Origin of the sequence: Brevundimonas sp. GCM10030266 (assembly GCF_042666595.1) — a bacterium.
GTDB lineage: Bacteria > Pseudomonadota > Alphaproteobacteria > Caulobacterales > Caulobacteraceae > Brevundimonas.
Genome location: NZ_JBHTCY010000002.1, coordinates 499634 through 522536, shown reverse-complemented (window position 1 = coordinate 522536; position 22903 = coordinate 499634). Strand labels below are relative to the sequence as shown.

The following is a 22903-nucleotide window of genomic DNA, read 5'->3' as shown; positions in this document are numbered from 1 at the left end:
GGGTCACCAGGCCCCGATCTTCTCCGCTTCCTTGTGCGAGATCGGATGGTGGGCCTTGGCGTGGTCTTCCTCGGCGAGGAAGCGCACGGCTTCCAGCGCGGCCATGCAGCCCATGCCCGCGGCGGTGACGGCCTGACGGTAGATGTCGTCGGTCACGTCGCCCGCGGCCCAGACGCCCTCGATGGCGGTGGCGGCGGTGCCCGGCTTCACGACCAGATAGCCGCCCTGCTTGGTCTCCAGCTGACCGGCGAACAGCTCCGAAGACGGAGCATGGCCGATGGCGATGAAGACGCCGTCGGCGGTCAGTTCGCGGGTCTCGCCCGTCTCGACGTTCTTCAGGCGCGCGCCGGTGACGTTCACGCCGCCGAAGCTGTTGGTCTCGCCCAGGATTTCATCGATGGCGTTGTTCCAGACCACCTCGACCTTCGGATGGGCGAACAGGCGGTCCTGCAGGATCTTCTCGGCGCGGAACTCGTCGCGGCGATGCACCACGGTGACCTTGCGGGCGAAGTTGGTGAGGAACAGCGCCTCTTCGACGGCGGTGTTGCCGCCGCCGACCACGATCACGTCCTTGTCGCGGTAGAAGAAGCCGTCGCAGGTCGCGCAGGCCGAAACGCCGAAGCCCTGGTATTTGGCCTCGCTCTCCAGACCCAGCCACTTGGCCTGGGCGCCGGTCGAGATGATCACCGTCTCGGCCAGCATCTCGGTTCCGCTGTCCAGCGTCAGCCGGAACGGGCGCTGCGACAGGTCGGCCTTGACCACGATGTCGTGGATGACCTCGGTCCCGACGTGCTCGGCCTGCTTCTGCATCTGCTCCATCAGCCAGGGGCCCTGGATGACGTCCGCGAAGCCGGGATAGTTCTCGACATCGGTGGTGATAGTCAGCTGACCGCCGGGCTGAAGGCCCGCGATCACGACCGGCTGCAGCAGGGCGCGGGCCGCATAGATGGCGGCGGTCCAGCCGGCGGGGCCGGACCCGATGATGGCGACGCGGACAGTACGGAGAGTGCTCATGGCGCCTATTTAGGGGCTGATTCCGGATTCCGGAATGATAGGCTTTGGCCGCGTCAAAAGGAGTCGGGGATGAAGAAGACCAACAGCGCGGCCTTCCTGCCGATCGGCATGGGGATGGGCGTCGCTATCGGCACGTCGGTGGGCGTCGCCACCGACAATATCGCGGTCTGGCTGCCGATCGGCATCGCCATCGGCTCGGGCTTCGGCGTCGCCATGATGGGCGCCGCCAACGCCAGGGCGAAGAAGGATGGGGCCGACGGCGGTGGGACCGTGGTTCCTCCGGACAGCCACCGCGATGGGTTCGATGGCGGCTCCGACGGCGGCGGTGATGGCGGTGGCGGTGGTGGCGGGGACTAACCCGCCGGCTCGCGGCTCCAGACCGCGAACCTGCACCCGACGGGCTCCAGCAGGACCCAGACCTCCCGATCCTCCGCACCCAGCGGGACCAGCGCGGGCACGCCGTCTATCGGGTTGATGACACGGTTGTATCGACGGAAGGGCCAGTCACTGAGCGGCTCGACTCCCTGGAATTGATAGGTCAGGCCCCTGACTGTCAGAGGACGACGGTCGAGATACCAGTCGCGCTGGCCCGCCGTGACCTCATCCGGGACCGAGAAGGCCGCTCCGCCGGGCGAGGGCGTGGCGTGCCACCAGATCTCGCCGTCGGGACGCCGGACGCCGACGTAGCGGTTCAAGGGGCCGGCCTGCGCCGTGCAGATCGATACCTGCGGGCGCGCCGCGTCTTCGGCGGAGATCTGCGGCAGGGCGAGGGTGGCGAGGACGAACAGCGTCAGCATGCCGATAGCTAGCCACGCCCGACGTCGGGCGTCGAGCTATCGGTTCCTGACCGCCAGCCTGTTCAGGACTTCCCGCGCCGCCCGGTCCGTCTCCGCCAGCGGCTCATAGCTCCAGCTGTCCAGCGTCCCGTCGAACGGCCGCGCCACGCCGCGCGTGCGCAGGTCGGCGTGCAGGCGGGCGAATTTGTCGGCGGGCTTGGTCGGAACCATGGGCAGGATGTGCACCGGCCTGCCAGTCGAGGCCGCCTCGGCGGCCATGTTGGCGCTGTCCTCGGTGACCAGGATGTGGTCGGCGTCGTGCAGGAAGGCGAAATAGGGGTTTGGACCCTCGCCGTCCCAGATCAGGCCCGGCAGGTGCGACAGGCGCGCGGTCATCGCCGCCTTCGCCGCCTCGGGCGTCCGGCGCGAGAAGGTCAGCATCAGCGAACCGCCCGCCGCCGTGACCGCCGCCGCGATCCGGTCGGCCAGTGCGGCGGCATGGACCTCGGGCAGGTCATGGGTGCGCGACTTGCCCCCGACCAGCACCGCCACGCGCGGGCGGGGCAGGGGCTCCAATCGGTCGCTGAAGGCTGCAGCGCCCTCCGCGAGACGGGCGGGTGAGATGCGATGTGGCGAGCCGGTGATCGACAGGACGTTCGGCCCCTCGATCCCGTCATGCTTCGGGGCGACGACCAGATCGTAGTCGCCGGTGCGCCAGCGTGGGTCCTGGGTCTGCACCACCAGCGTCTTCCCGCCGGACCGGCGCTTCGCCATCAGGGACAGGGGCAGGGTGGCGCGGCCGGTGGCGATCCACACATCGGGCCAGGCCTCGCCCGGCTTCGGAAAGGGGGCGTCAGCCGCCGGGTCCAGCATCCATTTCGCCTTCAGCGCCGAGGGCAGCTTCTCGAACAGCTTGCGCCATTTGACGCGAACGACGGTGATTTCAGACGGCAAAAGGCGCTGGAGGGCTTCCGCCAACCCCAGCGCCTGATTTTCCATGCCGATCCGGCCGTCCGAGACGACCCGGATCGAAAGCGGCTTCTGTGAGCCTACTTCCACTCGACCTTGAGGATCTCGTAGGCCTTCACGCCGCCGGGCGTGTTGACCTCGACCACGTCGCCGACCTCTTTCGAGATCATGGCGCGGGCGATCGGGGAGGCGATGGAGATCTTGCCCGCCTTCACGTCGGCTTCGTGCTCGCCGACGATCTGGTAGCGACCCTCTTCCTCGGTGTCCTCGTCGACCACGGTGACCGTGGCGCCGAATTTGACCTGCGAGCCCGACAGCTTGGAGACGTCGATCACCTGGGCGCGGGACAGCTTGTCCTCGATCTCGGCGATGGAGCCTTCGATCCAGCCCTGACGTTCCTTGGCCGCGTGATACTCGGCGTTTTCAGACAGGTCGCCGTGTTCGCGGGCCTCGGAAATGGCCGCGATCACGTTCGGCCGTTCGACCGACTTCAATTGCTTCAGCTGATCGTCGAGGACACGGTAGCCCTCGGCCGTCATCGGCACTTTTTCCATATGTCGTGAGTTTCTTGCTTCGCCCGGACTACAGAGACTACTCGGCACAGAGGTCGCTGGGCGCACGCGACCGGCCCAAGAGGGTAGGGTGTTCTGCCGAAAGGTTCAAGGGCGCGTGAGTGACGCGGTCTTTCGGCCCCTGAGGGCGTGAACCTGACGGATCAGGCTCCAGGCCAGCCAGGCGACCGCCGCCAGGCCCAGGGCCATGAACAGGCCGGATACCAGCAACACCCCGGCGGCGATGAAGGCCAGCACAAAGGCGAGGGCCGCGATCAGGGCGGCGACGATCTGGACGGTCTTCAGGCGCATGGCCCATTAACGTTTGGACCCGCGCCGGGTTTCCACCGGTTTCGCGCGCTGACGAAACCGTGTCCCGCATGTCGCATGGCCGACTCTGGCCCAGATCCGGCCTTACCTCGCTCAGGCGTAGGCGTACGGCCCGCCCCGCTCCAGCGCCCGCTGATAGGCCGGGCGGGCGTGGATGCGCTGCAGGAAGGCCGCCGCCTTCGGCATCCTGTCGCCGAAGGGCGCGCGCGAACTGGCGGCCTCAAGCGGGAAGCTCATCATGATGTCGGCGGCGGTGAAGCGCTCGCCGGCGAACCATTCGCCCTTGTTCAGCTCGGCCTCCCAGTAGCCCAGGTGGCTGGCGATCTGCGGGTCGATCAGGCTGGCGCCGACCTTCTTCGAAATCCCCTTGGCGATGGGGCGGATCAGGGCGGGCGAGCGCTGCGGGACCACGCTGAAGATCAGCTTCAGCAGCAGGGGCGTCATGGCCGAGCCCTCGGCATAGTGCAGCCAGTAGGTCCAGCGCCGGGCTTCGGGCGTGCCGGGCGCGGGCTTCAGCCCGGCGTCGGGGAAGGTCTCCAGCAGATACTCGACGATGGCGCCCGTCTCGGCCACGACGATGTCGCCGTGCTGGATCACCGGCGACTTGCCCAGCGGATGGATGGCCCTCAGCTCGGGCGGCGCCAGCCGGGTCTTCGCGTCCCGCTCATAGCGCTTCACCTCATAATCGACGCCCAGCTCCTCGAGCAGCCACAGCACGCGCTGCGAGCGCGAGTCGTTCAGGTGATGGACGATGATCATGGTCTGGCTCCTGTCAGCAGACCGACTGTGGGCGGTTTCCCTCACGTCCGTCCAGTGCCGTCGCACAAGACGATGGCGTCCGGCGCAAACCCCGCATAGCGTCGCCCGATGGCCGCGCTCCGACTCCGTTCCGCCCTGAAGTCCCTGAGCCTGTGGGTGATGATCGCCCTGCTGGCGGGCCTGTTCGCCGGCGCCGCCGCCCAGGCCTGGGGCCTGCCTGGCGGGGAGGGGACGGCGGCCGTCATCGGCTCGATCGGCACCCTGTGGCTGAACGCCCTGAAGATGACCATCATCCCGCTGGTCTTCGGCCTGCTGGTCACCGGGGTGGCCTCCATCGCCGACGCGGCGGCGACCGGGCGGCTGGCGCTGAAGGCGCTACTGGTCTTCGGCCTGCTGCTGCTGGGCGCGGTTACTTACGCCTTCCTCGCCTCCGAAGGCCTGCACCTGCTCTGGCCGATCAGCCCCGAGGGCGCCCGCATCCTGCTGTCCAGCGCGCCCGACGCCTCAACCGTGACCAACAGCGCCCACGGCGGCGGCCTGCCCGCCTTCCTGACCAGCCTCGCCCCGCCCAACGCCGTGCGGGCGGCGGCCGAGGACGCCATCCTTGGCATCGTGGTCTTCGCCATCGCCTTCGGCTTCGCCGTCACCCGGCTGGAAGCCCGGCTGCGGGCGCCGCTGGTCACCTTCTTCGAGGCGGTGTCCGAGACGATGATCGTCATCGTCCACTGGGTGCTGCTGGCGGCGCCGATCGGGGTCTTCGCCCTGTCGATGGGCGTGGGACTGAACGCCGGGCTCGGGGCGCTGGGCGTGCTGGGCCACTATGTGGCGCTGGTGGTCCTGGCCCAGGTGGGGCTGATCCTGCTGATCTACGCCGTGGTCGTGCCCTTCGGCCGCATCGGCCTGGCCCGTTTCGCCCGGGGCGTGGTCCCGGCGCAGGTCGTCGCCTTCTCGACCCAGTCGTCGCTGGCCAGCCTGCCGGCCATGGTCGAGCAGGCGCGCAATGCGCTGGGCGTGTCCACCGCGACCGCGGGTCTGGTCCTGCCGCTGGCGGTGGCGGTGTTCCGCATCACCAGCCCGGTGGCCAACCTGGCCGTGGTCATCTACGTCGCCCACCTGCACGGCATCCATCTGGGACCGGCCCTGTGGATCGTCGGCGGCCTGACGGCGCTGGCGGTGTCAGTCGGCACCGTGGGCCTGCCCGGTCAGGTCAGCTTCTTCGTCTCCATCGCCCCCATCTGCCTGGCCATGGGCGTCCCGGTGCAGGTCCTGCCCCTGCTGCTGGCGGTCGAGGTCATCCCCGACATCTTCCGCACCATCGGCAACGTCACCGCCGACCTCGCCGCCGCGCGGATCGTCGAGGGCCGGGACGCGGACGTGGACCCGGAGCCGGGGGCGGGGATCTAGGCGTGTTGTCTTGAGGGCGGGATGCCGAGGCCTCTTTTCGACCCGCTGCGGACGTCAGTTAGATTGGCGAAGGTAGCCGACGACATCTGGATAGCCGAATGCTCAGACGCGCTCTTTTTGCAATGATTGCTTTTCTCTCCGCCTGTCAGGGGATGGATGGCGATCCGATGTTGAGACCGGTGGGCGGATCTGATGCTCCAAACGTAGGCGGCCTATTCGCGAGCGGATACCGGATCGTTGATGAAAGAGGCGTAGGTTTTGACTGCGGACTCGGCTGCATCGGTGACGGTTTTGACGCAGTCTATTTGGGCACAGGAGAAACCGAAAACGGAGAAGAGTTAGCTCACTACGCCTGTCCTGGGATCAGGGGCGCGGAGTTGAAAGATTGGCGGTGTCGCAGGCTGCCTCATCCCTACGTGCCTAATGGTGGCTTCCGCCGCTAGGTCCGCCTTCCACCCATAGCAGGCCTGACGAACTACCGCTCAAGCGTTCACTCCATCGCCGCCCACGACATCCGATCCAGCGCCGCGGCCGCGCGCAGCAGCGTCGCCGCCTCCGCCGTCTGGCCCGCCGCCAGCAGGGATGAGGCGCGGCGTACAGCGAGGAACATGGCCTCGCGCGGGTGAACGGCGTCCAGGTCGAGGTTGTCTTCCAGCGACAGCGCCGCGATCGCCGGCGGCGGCGCATCGGCTCCGCCCCGCAGCGGCTTCAGGTCCAGCTTCGCGGCGATGGCGGCGCGGGTCCAGCCTTCGGCCCGCGCCTTCCGGCGCAGATTGGCCAGCCCGACATCGAACCGACGCGCACAGGACGGCCCGGACTCCCCGGCGATGAAGGCCTCGCGCACCTGCTTCCAGGTCTCCGGGCCGCGATATTTGCGAAGGCGATGGTGTTGCATGCCATCATCTTAAGCCGCCGATACGTCAGAATTGGTCGCATGGCGCCGCCGGGATTGCACGAAACTGCAGGGCGGAGGTCGCGGAACTCGCGCGCCGGGATAGCCGAAATCACCGCGAACTCACCTGTGCAACACGCGGCCGGTCACGGCGTCGCTATCGCTTCGAAAGGGGTTGTGGCGGGGCGCGCATAAATGCTCCCCTTGGCGCGAGAGGGGATCGAACCAGCCGATGAACGCGGACGCCGAAACGCTGACCGAGCGGGAGAAGGAGACCCTGCGTCTCCTCGCCAGCGGCCATGACGCCAAGTCGGTCGCGACCCATCTGGGCCTGTCGGTTCATACGGTGAACGAGCGGCTGCGCGCGGCGCGGCGCAAGCTGGGCGTCTCCAGCAGCCGGGCGGCCGCGCGCTGGCTGATCGAGGCCGAGCAGGACGACCCCAAATTTCCTGTAGACAAGAATTTGGGGGAAGCCACGGGCGTCGCCGGCGTGGAGAGGTCGGGGCGTACAGCAACCCGCCGGGCCCGTCTCTGGGCCCTGGGACTCGGAGGTCTTCTCATGTTCGCCATCGCCGTCGCCGCCCTCGTCATCAGCCTGACCGGGACCGGTTCGCCCGCGCCCGTCGCTTCACAGCCCGCCCCGGTCGCCACCCAGGCGGCCACGCCGGAGGTCGCGGAGGACGCGCTGTCCTGGCTCGCCCTGCTGGATAACAGCGCCTGGGCCGACAGCTGGCGGGCCGGCGGCGCGATGTTCAAGGCGCAGGTGACCGAGGCCGACTGGACGACGGCGGTCCGCTCCGCGCGCGAGCCCTTCGGCGCCGTCGTCTCCCGCAACCCGCAGAGCGCGGAACGCACCGCCAGCCTGCCGGGTGCGCCCGACGGCGAGTACTGGATCGTCCAGTATCAGACTGCTTTCGCGAACAACCCGAACGGCGCCGAGACCGTCGTGCTGGCGCGTGAAGGCGCGGACCTGAAGGTCATCGGCTACTTCGTTCGCTAAAGGGCGTGCTCAAGCCCTTCCCCTCGACGGGGGAGGGTTGGGTGGGGGTGGATGCAGGCTGCGTCAGGACATGGCGCGGGAGGCTTTATCGACCTCTCCGAACGCGCCTCCGACTGTCAGACCGGGCGCGCACCCCCATCCCCGACCCTTCCCCCCTCGAGGGGGAAGGGAGATCTAGTTCAACACCCACCACACCCCCGCCGCCACCGCGATCAGGTGCACGGCCACGGCCGCCCCCAGCAGCGTCCGGAACGGCTCCTTGCGGGTCTTGTGGCGCAGCAGGTGTTGGGCGAACCACGCGCCGATCCCGCCGAACAGGGCGGCCAGCAGCAGGGTGCGTTCGCGCACCCGCCAGTCGCCGTTGCGGGCCTGCGTCTTGTCGAACCCGAACAGGCCGAAGACGGCGACCTGAAGGACGGCCAGCACGATCAGCGCCTGATCGACGCGCGTGAGGCCGTCCATCGCCGGGTCAGGCGTAGTTCTGGATCGGGCGAACGTCGAGCTCGCCCGCCTTGATCGCCCCGATCGCCTGGGCGGCGGCCAGGGCCCCCGCGGCGGTGGTGTAGTAGGGGATCTTGCCCATCAGGGCGGTGCGACGCAGGCTGAAGCTGTCCTGCAGCGACTGCTTGCCCGAGGTGGTGTTGAAGACCAGCTGGACCTCGCCGTTCTTCATCGCGTCGACGATGTGCGGACGGCCTTCCAGCACCTTCTTCACATGCCCGACCTCAAGGCCCTGCTCGACCAGATACGAGTGGGTGCCTTCGGTGGCGATCAGGCTGAAGCCCTCGGCCAGCAGGGTCTTGGCGGCCTCGAGGATGAAGGGCTTGTCCTCATCCTTCACCGAGATGAAGGCGCAGCCTTCGGTCGGCAGGGTGGTGCCGCCGCCCAGCTGCGACTTGGCGAAGGCGCGGGCGAAGGCGGGGGCCATGTCGGCCTCGCCCTCGCGCTTCCAGTCCAGACCCATGACCTCGCCGGTCGAGCGCATTTCCGGCCCCAGAATGATGTCCACACCGGCGAAGCGGGCGAACGGGAAGACCGCCTCCTTCACCGCGATGTGGTCGTAGGGCTTGTCGGTCAGGCCGAAGGATTTCAGCGGCACCCCGGCCATCACCTTGGCGGCGATGGCGGCGATGGGCTGGCCGATGGTCTTGGCGACGAAGGGCGCCGTGCGCGAGGCGCGCGGGTTCACTTCCAGCACGAAGATGCGCGGCTCAGCGCTGTGCGGCTCCTCGATGGCGAACTGGACGTTCATCAGGCCGCGCACCTTCAGCGCCCGGGCCATGGCCTCGGTCTGGCGCTTCAGCTCGGCGACGGTCTCGGGGCGCAGCGACCACGGCGGCATCGAACAGGCGCTGTCGCCCGAGTGGACGCCAGCTTCCTCGATGTGCTCCAGCACGCCGGCCACGAAGACGGTCTCGTCGTCGCACAGGGCATCCACGTCCACCTCGGTGGCGCGGTTCAGATAGTGGTCGATCAGCACGGGATCGTCGCCCGAGACCTGCATCGCCTCGTGGACGTAGCGGTCCAGTTGCTCGCGGTCGTGGACGATCTGCATGCCGCGGCCGCCCAGCACATAGGACGGACGCAGGACGACCGGATAACCGACCTCTTCCGCCTTCTGCGCGGCTTCCTCGGCGCTGCGGGCCAGCCCGTTCGGCGGCTGCTTCAGGCCGATGTCGTGCAGCATCTGCTGGAAGCGCTCGCGGTCCTCGGCCAGGTCGATGGAGTCGACCGTGGTGCCCAGGATCGGCACGCCGTCCGCCTGCAGCGCATGGGCCAGCTTCAGCGGCGTCTGGCCGCCGAACTGCACGACCACGCCGATCAGCTCGCCCTTCGAACGCTCGACGTCGATCAGCTCCAGCACGTCCTCGGCCGTCAGCGGCTCGAAATACAGGCGGTCGGAGGTGTCGTAGTCGGTCGAGACCGTCTCGGGGTTGCAGTTGACCATGATCGACTCGACGCCGATGTCGTCGAACGCGAAGGCCGCGTGGCAGCAGCAGTAATCGAACTCGATACCTTGCCCGATCCGGTTCGGGCCGCCGCCCAGAATGATCGCCTTCTTCCGGTCCGACGGATTGGCCTCGTTCTGCGGGACCTGGCCCAGGGCGCCGGTCTCATAGGTCGAGTACATATAGGCGGTGGCGCTGGCGAACTCGGCGGCGCAGGTGTCGATGCGCTTGAACACCGGGCGGACCTCAAGGGCGCGACGGGCCTTGCGGACGTCGGCCTCGGTCTTGCCGGTCAGCTGGCCCAGACGCGCGTCCGAGAAGCCCTTGGCCTTCAGCTTGCGGAACTCGACCGCAGTGGTCGGCAGGCCCTGCACGACGACATGGCCCTCGGTGCGGACGATGTCGGCGATCTGGCGCAGGAACCACGGCTCGTACGAACAGGCGGCGTTGACCTCTTCCACGGTCAGGCCGTGGCGGAAGGCCTGCGCGATGACGCGGATGCGGTCCGGGGTCGGCACGCCCAGGGCGCGGATGACGGCGGCGCGGGCGCTGGCGTCGTCCTCGGCGCCGGCGACGCCCTCGATCTCGACTTCATTGAAACCGTTGAGGCCGGTCTCGAGACCGCGCAGGGCCTTCTGCATCGATTCCTGGAAGGTCCGGCCGATGGCCATGACCTCGCCCACCGACTTCATCGAGGTGCCCAGCAGGGGCTCGGAGCCGGGGTATTTCTCGAAGGCGAAGCGCGGGATCTTGGTGACGACGTAGTCGATGCTCGGCTCGAACGAGGCCGGGGTCACCTGGGTGATGTCGTTCTGCAGCTCATCCAGCGTGTAGCCGACGGCCAGACGGGCGGCGACCTTGGCGATGGGGAAGCCGGTGGCCTTGGACGCCAGCGCCGACGAGCGCGACACGCGCGGGTTCATCTCGATGACGACCATGCGGCCGTCCTTCGGGTTGATCGCCCACTGGACGTTCGACCCGCCGGTCTCGACGCCGATCTCGCGCAGGACGTTGATCGAGCCCGTGCGCATGCGCTGGTACTCTTTGTCGGTCAGCGTCAGGGCCGGGGCGACGGTGATCGAGTCGCCGGTGTGGACGCCCATCGGGTCCACGTTCTCGATCGAGCAGATGATGATGCAGTTGTCCGCCGTGTCGCGGACGACCTCCATCTCGTATTCCTTCCAGCCCAGCACCGACTCCTCGATCAGCACTTCGGTGGTCGGCGACAGGTCGAGGCCGCGCAGGACGATCTCCTCGAACTCCTCGCGGTTGAAGGCGATGCCGCCGCCGGTCCCGGCGAGCGTGAAGGACGGACGGATGACGGCGGGCAGGCCGACGAACTCCAGACCCTCCAGCGCCTCTTCCATCGAGTGGGCGGCCTTGGAGCGGGGGCTTTCCAGACCCAGCTTGTCCATGGCGTCGCGGAATTTCTGACGGTCCTCGGCCTTGTCGATGACCTCGGCCTTGGCCCCGATCATCTCGACCCCGTGGCGCTTCAGCGCGCCCGATTCCTCCAGCGCCAGCGCCGTGTTCAGCGCCGTCTGGCCGCCCATGGTCGGCAGCAGGGCGTCCGGCTTCTCCTTGGCGATGATCTTCTCGACGATCTCGGGCGTGATCGGCTCGATATAGGTCGCGTCGGCCACCTCCGGATCGGTCATGATCGTGGCCGGGTTGGAGTTGACCAGAATGACCCTATATCCCTCGGCCTTCAGCGCCTTGCACGCCTGAACTCCGGAGTAGTCGAACTCGCACGCCTGACCGATGACAATGGGGCCTGCCCCAATGATCAGGATGGACTTGATGTCTGTGCGCTTGGGCATGGCCTGAGGCTCTTCTTCTTGGGGGAGTTCAGTGGGTCACGACCGCGCACTCCCAGCCGTCGTAGTCGAGCTGGAAGGCCGCGGCCCAGGATTGCATCATGGCGGACACGGGCGCGAAGGCGGCCTCGTCCACGGGGATTGTCGTCTCCAGGACGGTCATGTCGTCCTGCCCCCGCGTCACGAAGCCGGCGCGCCGCGCCACCTCGTTCAGGTCGTCGTGGTCGCCCTCGCCATAGAAGTAGAAGAGGGTGTGCCGCGGGGTCACGCCGTTGTCGCCCTGTTCCGCCAGGGCCGCGCGCACGGCGGCGTCGCGTTCGTCATGACTGGCGTCGGAGGCGGACACGGGCGGGGGAGGCTCCTTGCGCGCGAGAACCCGGCGCAGGCGATTGCCGGCGCGGTTCCGTTCGGGTTGTCGGTTAAGCGGCCCGTCTAAAGACGCGTCGCCATCGGGACAAGGCGGTTTCTGCGCAAAGCGGGGGAGATCAGTGACGAAAGTGCGACATCAAGGCGCATTCAGGACGATTATCGCCCACGAGGATAGCGAGGCGCCGGAACTCGTGATGAGTATTACCTTTCTGTAATCGTTTTCAGTGGGGGATCACTGTGCACAATTCTACTCGTAAGCGTGAGTTTCGTAGACTCATCCTGTCGTCCGCGGCGGGCGTAAGCCTGCTCGCCGGCGCGGGTCTGGCCCAGGCCCAGGAGGCGGCTCCCGCGCCCCAGGACGAGGCCTCTTCGCAACTGTCAGAAGTCGTCGTCACCGGCACGCGTCTGCGTCTGCCCAACGAGACCCAGCCGAACCCGACGGTGTCGGTTACCGCTGAGTCGATCCAGTATTCGGGCGTGACCAACGTCACCGACCTCCTGACCGACTTCCCGGCCCTGGCGAGCTCGTTCAACTCGGTCGATTCCGCGGACACCGGCGGGCAGTCCTCGGCGGGGCTGAACCTGCTGGATCTGCGCAACCTCGGCACCCAGCGCACCCTGCTGCTGGTCAACGGCCGCCGCCATGTGGCCTCCAACCCGGGCTCGGCCTCCGTCGACACCAACACCATTCCCGTCGGCATGATTGAGCGGGTCGACATCCAGACCGGCGGCGCCTCGGCGGTTTACGGGGCCGACGCGGTCTCGGGCGCGGTCAACTTCATCATGCGCGAGCGCTTCGTCGGTGCCGACGTTCGGGCCCAGGTCGGTGGAACGCAGGACGGCGGCGGCGAGGGCTATTTCCTCACCGGTCTGTACGGTCGCAACTTCCTGAATGATCGCCTGAACGTGACCATCGCCGGCGAGTGGGCCAAGGACGAGGCGATCTCGGCCTTCGACCGCAGCTACACCCGCCCGGGCGAGCGTGAAGTGCTGGTCGGCAATCCCGACGATCTCGCGGACGATCCCAATGTGCCGGACAACGTCTTCTATCGTGACGTTCGCTATCCGGACACCTCGCGGGGCGGCTCGGTCTACACCGACCTCGACTTCGGTGACTCGATGTACGGCTTCGATTTCGAGGGCGCCGGCGGGGTGTGGCGGGACGGTATCGCGACCAGCGGCTTCCCGGTCATCGGCGGTTCGGGCACGCGTCTGGACGACTTCGTCGACGACCTGACGCCGTCCCAGGACCGCTACACCCTGAACACCACCGGTCGTTTCGAGCTGAACGACAAGGTCGAGCTGTTCTGGGAGGGCAAGTATTCGCGCATCGACACCGGCTTCAAGGCGCAGCCGACCTACGACTTCGGGTACGGCGCTTACGGCGGCTACCTGTACACTGGCCTGTGGACGGGTATCGACAACCCCTTCATGCCGACGGCGATCCGGGACGACGCCATCAACAATCCGGACGGTCTGGGCAATCCGGACAATGCCGAGGCGCTGGGTGTCGATCCGGGCGTGTTCGTCCAGCGGGACAATTTCGACTTCGGCTACACCGGTCGGGACATCACGCGTGAGACTTACCGCACCGTGCTGGGTCTGGAAGGCGAGCTGGACAATGGCTGGGCCTACGAGATTTCGTACGTCTATGGCCGCACCGAAACGGAATCGACCTATCTGAACAACCGGATCAATGACCGCTTCCTGGCGGCCATCGATGTGGTGCAGGGGCCGAACGGGCCGGTCTGCCGCAGCAACCTCGATCCGGCCTCTTACTTCAGCAACCCCAACATCGACCCGCGCGTCGGCGCGCGCACCTTCACGCCGGGCGCGAACAGCGGCTGTCAGCCGCTGAACATCTTCGGCGACGGTTCGCCGTCGGCCGCCGCCCTGGACTGGATCAGCACCGACTCGACCAGCTGGGACAAGATCGAGCAGAGCGTCCTGAGCGCCTTCATCACCGGCGACACCGAGCAGTATTTCAGCCTGCCGGCCGGGCCGATCTCGTTCGTGCTGGGGGCGGAGTACCGTCTGGAGAAGAGCCGTTCGACCGCTTCGGACATGCAACGCCTGGCCCAAGACGTGGCGGACGAACGTCCTGAAGGGGATGATCCGCTGCCCTATGACGTGACCTGGGAAGGCGCCGGTCGCGACAGCGGTGGCGAGTTCGACGTCGCTGAAGTCTATGGCGAGGTCTCGCTGCCGCTGCTCAAGGATCTGCCGTTCGCGCAGGACCTGCGTCTGGACGCCGCCTACCGCTACTCCGACTATGAAACCGCCGGCGGCGCCGAGACCTGGAGCTTCGGTCTGCGGTATCGTCCGACCGACTGGCTGCTGATCCGCGGCACCCGCGCCCGCGCGGTCCGTGCGCCGAACATCGGCGAGTTGTTCCTGCCGCAGGTCCAGACCAACGCCCTGCTCAGCGATCCGTGTGACGCCGACAACGTCAATCTCGGTTCGGACCTGCGGGCGGCGAACTGCGCTGCGGCGCTGACGGCGGCGGGCGTGGCCGATCCGGCGAACTTCCAGAACACCAGCTCCGGCTCGATCCAGGGGCTGGTCGGCGGCAACCCGGACCTGGGCGTGGAGACGGCGAACACCGTCACCTACGGCTTCTCGTTCACGCCGCAGCAGTGGGTTCCGGGTCTGTCGGTCTCGGTCGACTACTATGACATCGAGCTGAACAACGCGATCCAGACCTTCTCGGCGCAGACGATCGTTGACCAGTGCTACGACCTGCCGACCGGCAACCAGTTCTGCGATCTGGTCAGCCGTCGCAGCGCGCCGGGCAATGGTCAGGGCTTCATCGACTTCTTCGAGCAGTTCGCGATCAACGTCGCCAGCTATGTGACGGAAGGCTATGACTTCACCGTCCGCTACAACCTCGACCCGGCCGATTTCGGCGTCGAGCGTGACATCGGCACCTTCTTCCTGTCGCTGGCCGGCACGAAGCTGGAGGAGTTGGCCTTCACGGAGCTGGACACCCCGGACAACCAGCTCGGCTTCCCCGGCGCGCCGGAGTGGGCCATCGCGGCGGACGTGACCTGGAACTGGCGCGACTTCGCGGTGAACTATGGCTACTCGTTCCTGGACGAGACGTATCGCGTCGATCCGGTGACCCTGGCGGCCGAGCCGGACTACGTCGAAGAGCAGTACCGCATGTACTCGGCCCGCCATCGTCACGACATCCAGGCGCGCTGGAACGTCAATGACGACGTGACCGTCTATGGCGGGATCAACAACTTCACCAACCAGGAGCCGGATCGCGGCAGCTTCTCGCTGCCGATCGGTCCGCAAGGCCGGTTCTTCTACGCCGGCGCCACCCTGCGGTGGGGTCAGTAAGACCTGACGACACGTCAGAACGGGAAGGGGCGGCGCCACAGGCGCCGCCCTTTTTCGTTGCCGCTCAGGCCCGTTCGGCGATCCAGTCAGGCAGATCGTCGATCCGTTCCAGCGCGCCGTAGCGGGCGTGCCCTTCCGGCGCGTCGGCCAGTTCATGGGCCCAGGTGATGGCGTAGGGGATGTGAACCCCGAAGGCGCCGGCCTCCAGCGCGGGCAGGACATCCGACTTCATGGAGTTGCCGACCATCACCGCCTCGTCCGCGCCGGTGCCGTGGCGCGAGAAGATGTGCGTGTAGGTGTGGACCGTCTTCTCGGACACGATCTCGACCGCCGCGAACAGTTCGCCCAGCCCCGACGCGGCGACCTTGCGCTCCTGATCCATCAGGTCGCCCTTGGTGATCAGCACGAGGCGGTATTTCTCCGACAGGGCGGCCAGCGCCTCGTCGACGCCGGGCAGGGTCTCGACCGGATGGGCCAGCATTTCGCGGCCCGCCGCCAGGATCTCGCGCACCACCGAAGGCGGGGCCTCGCCGCCGGTCAGCTCCATCGCCGTTTCGATCATGGACAGGGTAAACCCCTTAACCCCGTAGCCGTAGAGCCGCAGGTTGCGGCGTTCGACCTCGGCCAGCCGGGCCTCGATCGTGTCGCGGTCGCCATGCTGTGACAGCAGGTCCGCGAACCGGTCGTGGGTGAGCCGGAAGATGGTCTCGTTGTGCCAGAGAGTGTCGTCGGCATCGAGGCCGACCGTGGTGATGTTCATGGCCGCTCCCTGAACCGAATTCGCGTCCTCGTCGAGCGCGTCGGCGCCCGGGCGTTAATGATCAATGCCGTGCTGACCATGTTTGTCAGGGATATCTTCGCGAACCGGGCACAGGCTGGTTCCTCGGACAAGGACCGGGGGGCACGCAAGGAGCCGGTCATGATGGGTAATCCGACGGGGCGGCGCGGGCCGCCCGACGGATCGGCGTGGAGCGACAAGCCGCTTCCGTCGGACGAACAGACAGAGCCACGGCTGGACGCCATCCTGCCGCTGGAGCGACGGGCCTACGCCACGCCGTATGAGAGCCTGACCTTCCAGATGGTCACGCGGGCGGGGCGCGAGCTGACGGTCACCCTGGCCGCGCAGCCGGTGTTCGATCTGGCGCGGTCAACGCCGGTCAGCCGTCGCATCCGGCGCACGGTCCGGCATTCGGGCGGCGAGCGCGCCCTGACCGGACTGGGGCGCAAGGCGCTGGAGCCGGCGGATCTGCAGCGGATCGATCTGCAGAGCCTTCATCAGGGCCTCGATATGCTGAAGCTGGGCGAGAACGAGAGCGGCGTCCTGCCAGCCTTCTGGCGCACGGTGGCGACCAGTCGGGGGCGGTTCTCCCTGCTGTGTACGGAGATGCAGCATGACCGGCCGGGCGTCCTGCTGGTGGAAGTCATGGGCGGGCTCGAGCAGGCGTCGCCGGAGGCGGTCGAGGCGGCGATCAGCCATTTCGAAACCCGGCGGCAGGGCGCGATCCTGCATGTGTCGCCGGACATCGGGGCGGTGCGGCGGATGGCGGCGGTGAAGCCGCGCTGCCTGTCGCTCGACTTCGCGGGGGTCATGCATGACAACGCCCGCGATTGGGCGCAGGCGGCGATCCTGATCGGGGCGGCGCGCGAGGTGAGCGACCAGGTGATGCTGCTGAACCTTCGACCGGATCGGGGGCTAGCCGCGCATCAGGCGGGCGCGACCCATGCGGTCTTCGCCGGGATGGACGTCCTGACCGTCTGAGGCCGCGGTTGACGGAAGGGGCCGTGAGGGGGCACCTGCGCCCATGAGCCAGACCGAACACTCCATTCCCCTGCCCGAAGACCCGCTGGCCGACCGGCACAAGCTGGGCTGGGGGCTGGCCGCGCTGGTGGTGGCCGGGAACATGATCGGGTCGGGCCTTTACCTGCTGCCCGTCAGCCTGGCCTCGACCGGAAGTTCCAGCCTGATCGGCTGGCTGGTCGCGGCGGTCGGCGCATGCACCCTGGCGCTGGTGTTCGGCGCGCTGGGCCGGGTGGCGCCCAAGGCGGACGGCCTGTCGGGGTTCGCGGAGAAGGGGCTGGGCCGGTTCGCCGGCTTCCAGGTTTCGCTGGCCTTCTGGATGGCCTGTCTGGTCGGCAACGTCGCCGTGGCGGTCGCGGCGACCGGCTATCTGGGCTTCTTCTGGCCGGTGCTGAAGGATCCGGTGGCGGCGACCCTGTGCAATCTCGGCCTGATCTGGATCGCGACCCTGGCGTATATCGTCGGCGCCCGGACCGCTTCATGGCTGGCGGCGGCGGCGCTGGTCATCGGCCTGATCCCCATCGTCATCGCGGTGGCGGCGGGCGTGACCGCCTTCGAGCCGCAGGTCTTCGCCGCCTCGTGGAGCCCCTCGGGCGAGCCGCTGCTGAAGACCGTCCCCGCCTCGCTGGCCATCATCTTCTGGGCCTATCTGGGCGTGGAGAGCGCGGCGGCCCTGTCGCACCGGGTTCGCCATCCGGCGACGGATGTGCGTCGGGCCTCTGTCGCGGGCGCCCTGCTGGCGACCGTCGTCTATGTCGCGGCGACCGTGGCGGTGTTCGGGGTGATCCCGGTCGCCCAGCTGGCCGATTCGACCAGCCCCTACGCCGATCTGGCGGCGCGGGTGTTCGGCGGCTCCATCGCCGGCGTCGTCGCCGTTTGCGCCATCGTGAAGACCCTGGGCACCATCGGCGGCTGGACCATGATGGGCGGCGAGACCGCCCGCGCCGCCGCGCAGCAGGGCTATCTGCCCTCCGGCTTCGGCTCGACGACGAAGACGCCGATGGTGACGCCCCTGCTGGGCGCGGCCTTCATGAGCGTCATCGCGGTGCTGTCGGGGCAGCCGACGCTGGGCGGCCAGTTCGGCATTCTGGTCGGCGTGACCTCGGTGCTGACGCTCAGCATCTATGCCGTCTGCTCGTTGTCGCTGTTCCGGCTGGCGAAGACGCCCGGGGCGCGGATCATCGCCGTGCTGGGCCTGCTGTTCGCGATCGCCGCCGTGGCCGCCGCGGCCCCCGGATACATCCTGCCGACGCTCGGTTTCGTGGTCCTGATGACCGTCGCCTGGTTCGTATTCCTGAGAAAGTCGGGATCACGCGTTGACCCTGAGGGCAGGGGGGCCTAACCACCCCGCCGTTTGTTCGCCGGATAACGGCTTTACGGAGCGCGCCATGACCCAGACCCTTCTTCCCGGCGTCACGGGCGTTCTGGCGCTGGCGGACGGTACGATCTTCCAGGGAATCGGCTGCGGCGCGACGGGCGCGGCGCTGGGCGAGGTGGTCTTCAACACCGCCATGACCGGCTATCAGGAAATCCTGACCGACCCGTCCTACATGAGCCAGATCCTGGCCTTCACCTTCCCCCACGTCGGCAATGTCGGCGTGAACGTCGAGGACATCGAGCAGATCGGCGGCGGGTCTGAGACTTCGGCCAAGGGCGCGATCTTCCGCGACGTGCCGACCGACCCGGCCAACTATCGCGCCGAAAGCGACTTCGATGGCTGGATGAAGCGTCGCGGCGTGGTCGGTCTGGCCGGGATCGACACCCGCGCCCTGACTGCGCGCATCCGTGACACGGGCGCGCCGCACGCGGTCATCGCCCACGATCCGGACGGAAACTTCGACCTTGAGGCGCTGGTCGCCGAAGCGAAGGCCTGGACCGGTCTGGTCGGCCTCGATCTGGCCAAGCCCGCTTCGACCCTGCAGGCGTTCGAGTGGGATGAGGGCCTGTGGGACTGGCCGGAAGGCCACCCGCGCGTCGAAGCCGCCGACAAGACCGTGGTGGTCATCGACTACGGCGCGAAGCGCAACATCCTGCGCGCGCTGGCCTCGACCGGCGCGAAGATCACCGTGGTCCCGGCGACCACGACCGCCGAAGAGGTTCTGGCCCGCAACCCGGACGGCGTCGTCCTGTCGAACGGACCGGGCGACCCGGCCGCCACCGGCGAGTACGCCGTGCCGGAGATCAGGAAACTGGTCGAGAGCGGCAAGCCGGTGTTCGGGATTTGTCTGGGCCACCAGATGCTGGCGCTGGCGCTGGGCGCCAAGACCGTGAAGATGGACCAGGGCCACCACGGCGCGAACCATCCGGTGAAGGATCTGACGACCGGCAAGGTCGAGATCGTGTCCATGAATCACGGCTTCACCGTCGACCGCGACAGCCTGCCGGACGCGGTGGAAGAGACCCACGTCAGCCTGTTCGACGGCACCAACTGCGGCATTGCCCTGAAGGGCAAGCCGGTGTTCAGCGTCCAGCACCACCCGGAAGCCTCGCCCGGACCGACGGACAGCCTCTACCTGTTCCAGCGCTTCGCGGACTCGATGAAGTAGGCGGGGCTGCTCCCTCCCCATGCAGGGGAGGGAGAATCCTATTCCAGACCGAACCGCACGGCGACGCTGACCAGGGCGTTCTCGCCGTCGTGCGAGCGCATCAGCACCGAGACATAGCGGACCTGACCCAGCGGGCGGCCCGAGGCGGAGGCGATGGCGTCCGCCTGCGCACGCGCGCGGGCGACGGCGTCGGCGGTGGCGGCGTTCCAGACCGCCTCGCCCGGATCGCGGGCGGTATCGAGGCCCAGCAGCGACAGGAAGGGCTGCATGGCGCCCAGGTTCATGCCGTTCAGGCTGTCGTCCAGATCGGTCACGCCGGCGTCCACTAGCGCGTCGATAAAGCCGGGCAGGCGGGTCTCGTTCGGGCGGTCGATCTTGACCTGCACCGAGGCGGTGACGGTGCGGGCGGGGGCGGCGTCCGCGCCGGTGTCGGCAGTCTCCACGGCGGCTTCGACGGCATCGGCGGCGGCGTCCGCGGCGGCGCCTTCGTTCAGGCCGGACCAGTCGATGGCCGCGAACTCGTCGGCCTCGGAGATGCTGTAGGACGTGGCTCCGACCTCGATGGCGACATCGAAATTGTTGGCGGCGGCGCGGACGCGCTCCAGCTGGGCGTTGCGGTCCGCCACGGCGGCGGCGGCGGTCGCGCCCTCGCCCTTGATGGTCAGGGTCAGCGGCAGGCCGTTGGAGTGCGGCAGGGGCGCCTTGCCCTGGGCGGTGACGAAGACGCCGGGCCCGCCGGTCATCGATTCCGCCATGCTCTGGCCGAACTGGTCGACGGCGGCGGCGACCGGGCCGGCGATGTCCTGGGCGGCGACGGGCGTGGCGAACAGGACGGCGGCGATGGCCGTGGCGGCGAGTTTCATGGCTGGTTTCCCCCTCAGCGATGTGCGGGAGAGAACACCGGTCCGGGCCCGGCGCCTAGTCCCCTGATGGGGGCGAGGCGTCGCAGCAGGCGTCAGGGCAGGGCGAGGAAGCCGGCGTCGCCGCGCAGAGCGCAGGCCTTGCGGATCGCCACGGGGGCGGCGTGCAGCCAGTAGTCGGCGTCGTCGGGCCGGTTGTTGCGCCGTCGTTCTTGTCCGCGCATCCGCCGGAGGGCGGCGTTCTCGAGCAGCCGGGCGTGCAGGGCGCGGGGCGAGACGAACGGGACAGCGGGGGAACCGGGGACGGCGACGGCGTCGGGGCCTTTGGGCTCCACCGCCGGACGGGCGATGGCGATGAACATGGGAAGGCTTTCAATCCTGGAACGTCGCCACAGCGTCCGCTGCGATGCCGTCGAAGACCGTCCTGTTTCTGGGACAGTTGCGTGGATAATCCACAAGACCTGTGGATAGTTCCTCGAAATTATGATTTGAATCAGACGCTTAAGGTCGCCGTTTCGCCTTCTTGGTTAATGAAAGGTAAATCGCCGCCATTGGCTGAGTCGCGCGCTATAAGGCGACGGTGCGCTTTGACGATCGCTTCATCGAGGAACTGAAGGCCCGCCTTCGCCCGTCCGACGTTATCGGGCGGTCGGTGAAGCTCAAGCGTCAGGGACGCGAGTTCGTCGGGCTGTCTCCCTTTTCGAAGGAGAAGTCGCCGTCCTTCTTCGTCAATGACGACAAGGGCTTCTTCCACGACTTCAGCTCGGGCAAGCACGGCGACGTCATCAGCTTCCTGCAGGAGACGGAGCGGCTGACCTTTGTCGAGGCGGTGCAGCGGCTGGCGGCCGAGGCCGGGATGCAACTGCCCGCCGAGGACCCGCAGGCGCAGGAGCGCGAGCAGAAGCGCCAGGGCCTGAACGACTGGATGGACCTGGCCCAGAAATGGTTCGCTGCCAATCTGCGCCGATCCCCGGGCAAGGCGGCGCGGGAGTATCTGGAACGACGCGGCTTGCCGGAAGACCAGTGGGAGCGCTTCGGTCTCGGCTACGCGCCCAATGATCGCGAGGGGCTGAAGCAGGCCCTGATCCAGCGCGGGGCCAAGCCCGGCGATCTGGTCGAGGCCGGGATGCTGATTTCGCCGGAGGGGGGCGGCCAGCCCTATGACCGGTTCCGCGACCGGCTGATGTTCCCCATCCTCGACGCGCGTGGCCGGATCGTCAGCTTCGGCGGCCGGGCGATGAACCCGGACGACCGGGCCAAATATCTGAACGGGCCGGAGAGCCCCCTCTTCCACAAGGGGGCGACCCTTTACGGCCTGCCGGAAGCCCGTCGCATCCTCGGCGCCGCCTCGCGGGGCGAGCAGGGGATCGTGGTGGTCGAGGGCTATATGGACGTGATCGCCTGCCAGCGCGCGGGCATCCCGGCGGTGGCGCCGATGGGCACCGCCCTGACCGAGGAACAGATGGAGCGGCTGTGGCGCGTGTCGTCCGAGCCGGTGCTCTGCTTCGACGGCGATGCCGCGGGTCGCCGGGCGGCCTATCGCGCCGTGGACCGCGCCCTGCCGCAGCTGAAGCCCGGCCGCTCCTTCCGCTTCTGCCTGCTGGATGGCGGGCAGGATCCGGACGACATCCTGCGGGATCGCGGCGCCCCGGCCCTGCGGCAGGCGATTTCCGAGACCAGGCCCTTCGCCGAGGTGCTGTTCCAGAAGGAGGCGGAAGCCGAACCGCTGGACACGCCCGAGCGGCGCGCCGGCTTCAAGGGGCGACTGCGCCAGCAGGCCTCGGCCATCCAGGACAAGGACCTGGCCGAGCAATACCGCCGGGAAATGTTCGAGCGGTTCGACGCCGCCTTCCCGTCGCGCCGTCCGCCACAGCCCCAGTCCGGCGGTCAGGGTTACGGGCAGGGCGGGGGGCGTTTCCGCGGGCCTCCGCCGAAGCTGGGCCAGACCGCCGAGGGCGCCCAGGCCATGCAGTCGCTGAGCCGCGCCATCGAGCCCGTCGCCGCTGCACTGGCCCACGGCGCCATCGATGATCCCGAGCGGATGGATGACCATCTGGAGGCGATCGCCGCCCACGGTTTCGGCGATCCGTCGCTGAATGGACTGGCGCAGGAGATGGTTCGGCTACGCTTCTCGGGGCAAGACCTTGACTCTGCGGCTCTCCGTCGCCATCTGGCGCAATCGGGTCATGACGTCTTGATGCGCGAGGTCGAGAAGGCGGCGGCAAAGTCCGGCGCGCCTTTCCTGGCTGCAGACAAGCCCCTCGGCGAGACGAGGATCCGATGGTCGCAGGCGTTTGATGCGTTAACCCGTGTCGCCGCCCTGGAAGACGCCCTGTCTTCGGCGCGTGGCGTGCCGGGGCAGGACGAGGCGTTCCGCCGGCTGAAGGCCGAGCGGGATGCGTTGCGTCGTGCGATCAAGACTGGAGAAATTTGGGAAGACGGAACGAGTTCGTAACCAACGAGCTCGACACACGTTGTATTTGGCGGCGGGCCTGATCAGCCCTCCACCCGGAGAAGAGACTGT

At 68.1% G+C, this 22903-nt stretch carries 21 protein-coding genes; 8 read left to right on the top strand and 13 right to left on the bottom strand.

Going from position 1 to position 22903, the window contains the following annotated elements:
• Nucleotides 1-3: 3 nt before the first annotated feature.
• On the bottom strand, nt 4-1014 hold the full coding sequence (trxB, locus tag ACFQQC_RS09150) for a thioredoxin-disulfide reductase (protein ID WP_376861824.1): 1011 nt from the start codon (nt 1012-1014) through the stop codon (nt 4-6).
• A gap of 69 nt (nt 1015-1083) precedes the next feature.
• Between trxB and ACFQQC_RS09145 the strand changes: the two genes are divergently transcribed.
• Nucleotides 1084-1371: a hypothetical protein gene (locus ACFQQC_RS09145; protein WP_376861822.1), complete on the top strand. Its 288-nt coding sequence runs from the start codon at nt 1084-1086 to the stop codon at nt 1369-1371.
• On the opposite strand, the gene ACFQQC_RS09140 is transcribed toward ACFQQC_RS09145, so the two are convergent.
• The 5 genes from ACFQQC_RS09140 to ACFQQC_RS09120 all read right to left on the bottom strand — a co-directional run bounded on the left by ACFQQC_RS09140 (nt 1368) and on the right by ACFQQC_RS09120 (nt 4399).
• Entirely contained in the window at nt 1368-1811 is a 444-nt protein-coding gene (locus tag ACFQQC_RS09140; RefSeq protein ID WP_376861820.1) for a hypothetical protein, read from the bottom strand. The two genes, ACFQQC_RS09145 and ACFQQC_RS09140, sit on opposite strands and share 4 nt — an antisense overlap.
• Before the next feature lie 36 nt (nt 1812-1847).
• Nucleotides 1848-2849: a mitochondrial fission ELM1 family protein gene (locus tag ACFQQC_RS09135; RefSeq protein WP_376861818.1), complete on the bottom strand. Its 1002-nt coding sequence runs from the start codon at nt 2847-2849 to the stop codon at nt 1848-1850.
• Complete coding sequence (gene greA / locus ACFQQC_RS09130) at nt 2840-3313, bottom strand: transcription elongation factor GreA (RefSeq protein WP_141625921.1); 474 nt, start codon at nt 3311-3313, stop codon at nt 2840-2842. Before greA ends, ACFQQC_RS09135 begins: the two co-directional genes overlap by 10 nt.
• A gap of 105 nt (nt 3314-3418) precedes the next feature.
• The gene (locus ACFQQC_RS09125; protein ID WP_376861816.1) at nt 3419-3622 is read right to left on the bottom strand and encodes a hypothetical protein; all 204 of its coding nucleotides are present in this window, start codon (nt 3620-3622) and stop codon (nt 3419-3421) included.
• A gap of 111 nt (nt 3623-3733) precedes the next feature.
• Entirely contained in the window at nt 3734-4399 is a 666-nt protein-coding gene (locus ACFQQC_RS09120; RefSeq protein WP_376861814.1) for a glutathione S-transferase family protein, read from the bottom strand.
• Between the two features lie 108 nt (nt 4400-4507).
• Between ACFQQC_RS09120 and ACFQQC_RS09115 the strand changes: the two genes are divergently transcribed.
• Nucleotides 4508-5803, top strand: a complete 1296-nt coding sequence (locus ACFQQC_RS09115; RefSeq protein ID WP_376861812.1) for a dicarboxylate/amino acid:cation symporter — start codon at nt 4508-4510, stop codon at nt 5801-5803.
• A 490-nt stretch (nt 5804-6293) separates the two neighbouring features.
• On the opposite strand, the gene ACFQQC_RS09110 is transcribed toward ACFQQC_RS09115, so the two are convergent.
• On the bottom strand, nt 6294-6698 hold the full coding sequence (locus ACFQQC_RS09110) for a hypothetical protein (protein ID WP_376861810.1): 405 nt from the start codon (nt 6696-6698) through the stop codon (nt 6294-6296).
• Nucleotides 6699-6927: 229 nt separating this feature from the next.
• Between ACFQQC_RS09110 and ACFQQC_RS09105 the strand changes: the two genes are divergently transcribed.
• Nucleotides 6928-7695, top strand: a complete 768-nt coding sequence (locus tag ACFQQC_RS09105; protein ID WP_376861808.1) for a DUF4019 domain-containing protein — start codon at nt 6928-6930, stop codon at nt 7693-7695.
• A 174-nt stretch (nt 7696-7869) separates the two neighbouring features.
• Here the strand turns inward: ACFQQC_RS09105 and ACFQQC_RS09100 are convergent, their stop codons facing one another.
• The 3 genes from ACFQQC_RS09100 to ACFQQC_RS09090 are packed head-to-tail and all read right to left on the bottom strand — an operon-like array spanning nt 7870 to nt 11807.
• Complete coding sequence (locus ACFQQC_RS09100) at nt 7870-8157, bottom strand: DUF1294 domain-containing protein (protein WP_376861807.1); 288 nt, start codon at nt 8155-8157, stop codon at nt 7870-7872.
• Between the two features lie 7 nt (nt 8158-8164).
• On the bottom strand, nt 8165-11464 hold the full coding sequence (carB, locus tag ACFQQC_RS09095; RefSeq protein WP_376861805.1) for a carbamoyl-phosphate synthase large subunit: 3300 nt from the start codon (nt 11462-11464) through the stop codon (nt 8165-8167).
• A 28-nt stretch (nt 11465-11492) separates the two neighbouring features.
• Nucleotides 11493-11807, bottom strand: coding sequence for a hypothetical protein (locus tag ACFQQC_RS09090; RefSeq protein ID WP_376861803.1), 315 nt, complete (start codon nt 11805-11807; stop codon nt 11493-11495).
• A 260-nt stretch (nt 11808-12067) separates the two neighbouring features.
• Here ACFQQC_RS09090 and ACFQQC_RS09085 point away from each other — a divergent pair, with 260 nt between their 5' ends.
• Complete coding sequence (locus ACFQQC_RS09085; RefSeq protein WP_376861801.1) at nt 12068-15175, top strand: TonB-dependent receptor plug domain-containing protein; 3108 nt, start codon at nt 12068-12070, stop codon at nt 15173-15175.
• 64 nt (nt 15176-15239) lie between these two features.
• On the opposite strand, the gene ACFQQC_RS09080 is transcribed toward ACFQQC_RS09085, so the two are convergent.
• Complete coding sequence (locus ACFQQC_RS09080) at nt 15240-15935, bottom strand: HAD family hydrolase (protein WP_376861799.1); 696 nt, start codon at nt 15933-15935, stop codon at nt 15240-15242.
• Nucleotides 15936-16094: 159 nt separating this feature from the next.
• Between ACFQQC_RS09080 and ACFQQC_RS09075 the strand changes: the two genes are divergently transcribed.
• The 3 genes from ACFQQC_RS09075 to carA are packed head-to-tail and all read left to right on the top strand — an operon-like array spanning nt 16095 to nt 19519.
• Nucleotides 16095-16934 carry a hypothetical protein gene (locus ACFQQC_RS09075; RefSeq protein WP_376861797.1) on the top strand — a complete coding sequence of 280 codons (840 nt, stop codon included), beginning with the start codon at nt 16095-16097 and terminating at the stop codon, nt 16932-16934.
• A gap of 43 nt (nt 16935-16977) precedes the next feature.
• The gene (locus ACFQQC_RS09070; protein WP_376861795.1) at nt 16978-18315 is read left to right on the top strand and encodes an amino acid permease; all 1338 of its coding nucleotides are present in this window, start codon (nt 16978-16980) and stop codon (nt 18313-18315) included.
• Between the two features lie 46 nt (nt 18316-18361).
• Entirely contained in the window at nt 18362-19519 is a 1158-nt protein-coding gene (gene carA / locus ACFQQC_RS09065; protein WP_376861793.1) for a glutamine-hydrolyzing carbamoyl-phosphate synthase small subunit, read from the top strand.
• A gap of 38 nt (nt 19520-19557) precedes the next feature.
• Here the strand turns inward: carA and ACFQQC_RS09060 are convergent, their stop codons facing one another.
• Both ACFQQC_RS09060 and ACFQQC_RS09055 read right to left on the bottom strand, forming a co-directional pair.
• Entirely contained in the window at nt 19558-20382 is an 825-nt protein-coding gene (locus ACFQQC_RS09060; RefSeq protein ID WP_376861791.1) for an SIMPL domain-containing protein, read from the bottom strand.
• A 92-nt stretch (nt 20383-20474) separates the two neighbouring features.
• A complete protein-coding gene (locus ACFQQC_RS09055) occupies nt 20475-20741 on the bottom strand; it encodes a hypothetical protein (protein WP_376861789.1) in 267 nt (88 codons plus the stop codon).
• A 218-nt stretch (nt 20742-20959) separates the two neighbouring features.
• Here ACFQQC_RS09055 and dnaG point away from each other — a divergent pair, with 218 nt between their 5' ends.
• Entirely contained in the window at nt 20960-22834 is a 1875-nt protein-coding gene (dnaG, locus tag ACFQQC_RS09050; protein WP_376861788.1) for a DNA primase, read from the top strand.
• Nucleotides 22835-22903 lie beyond the last annotated feature (69 nt).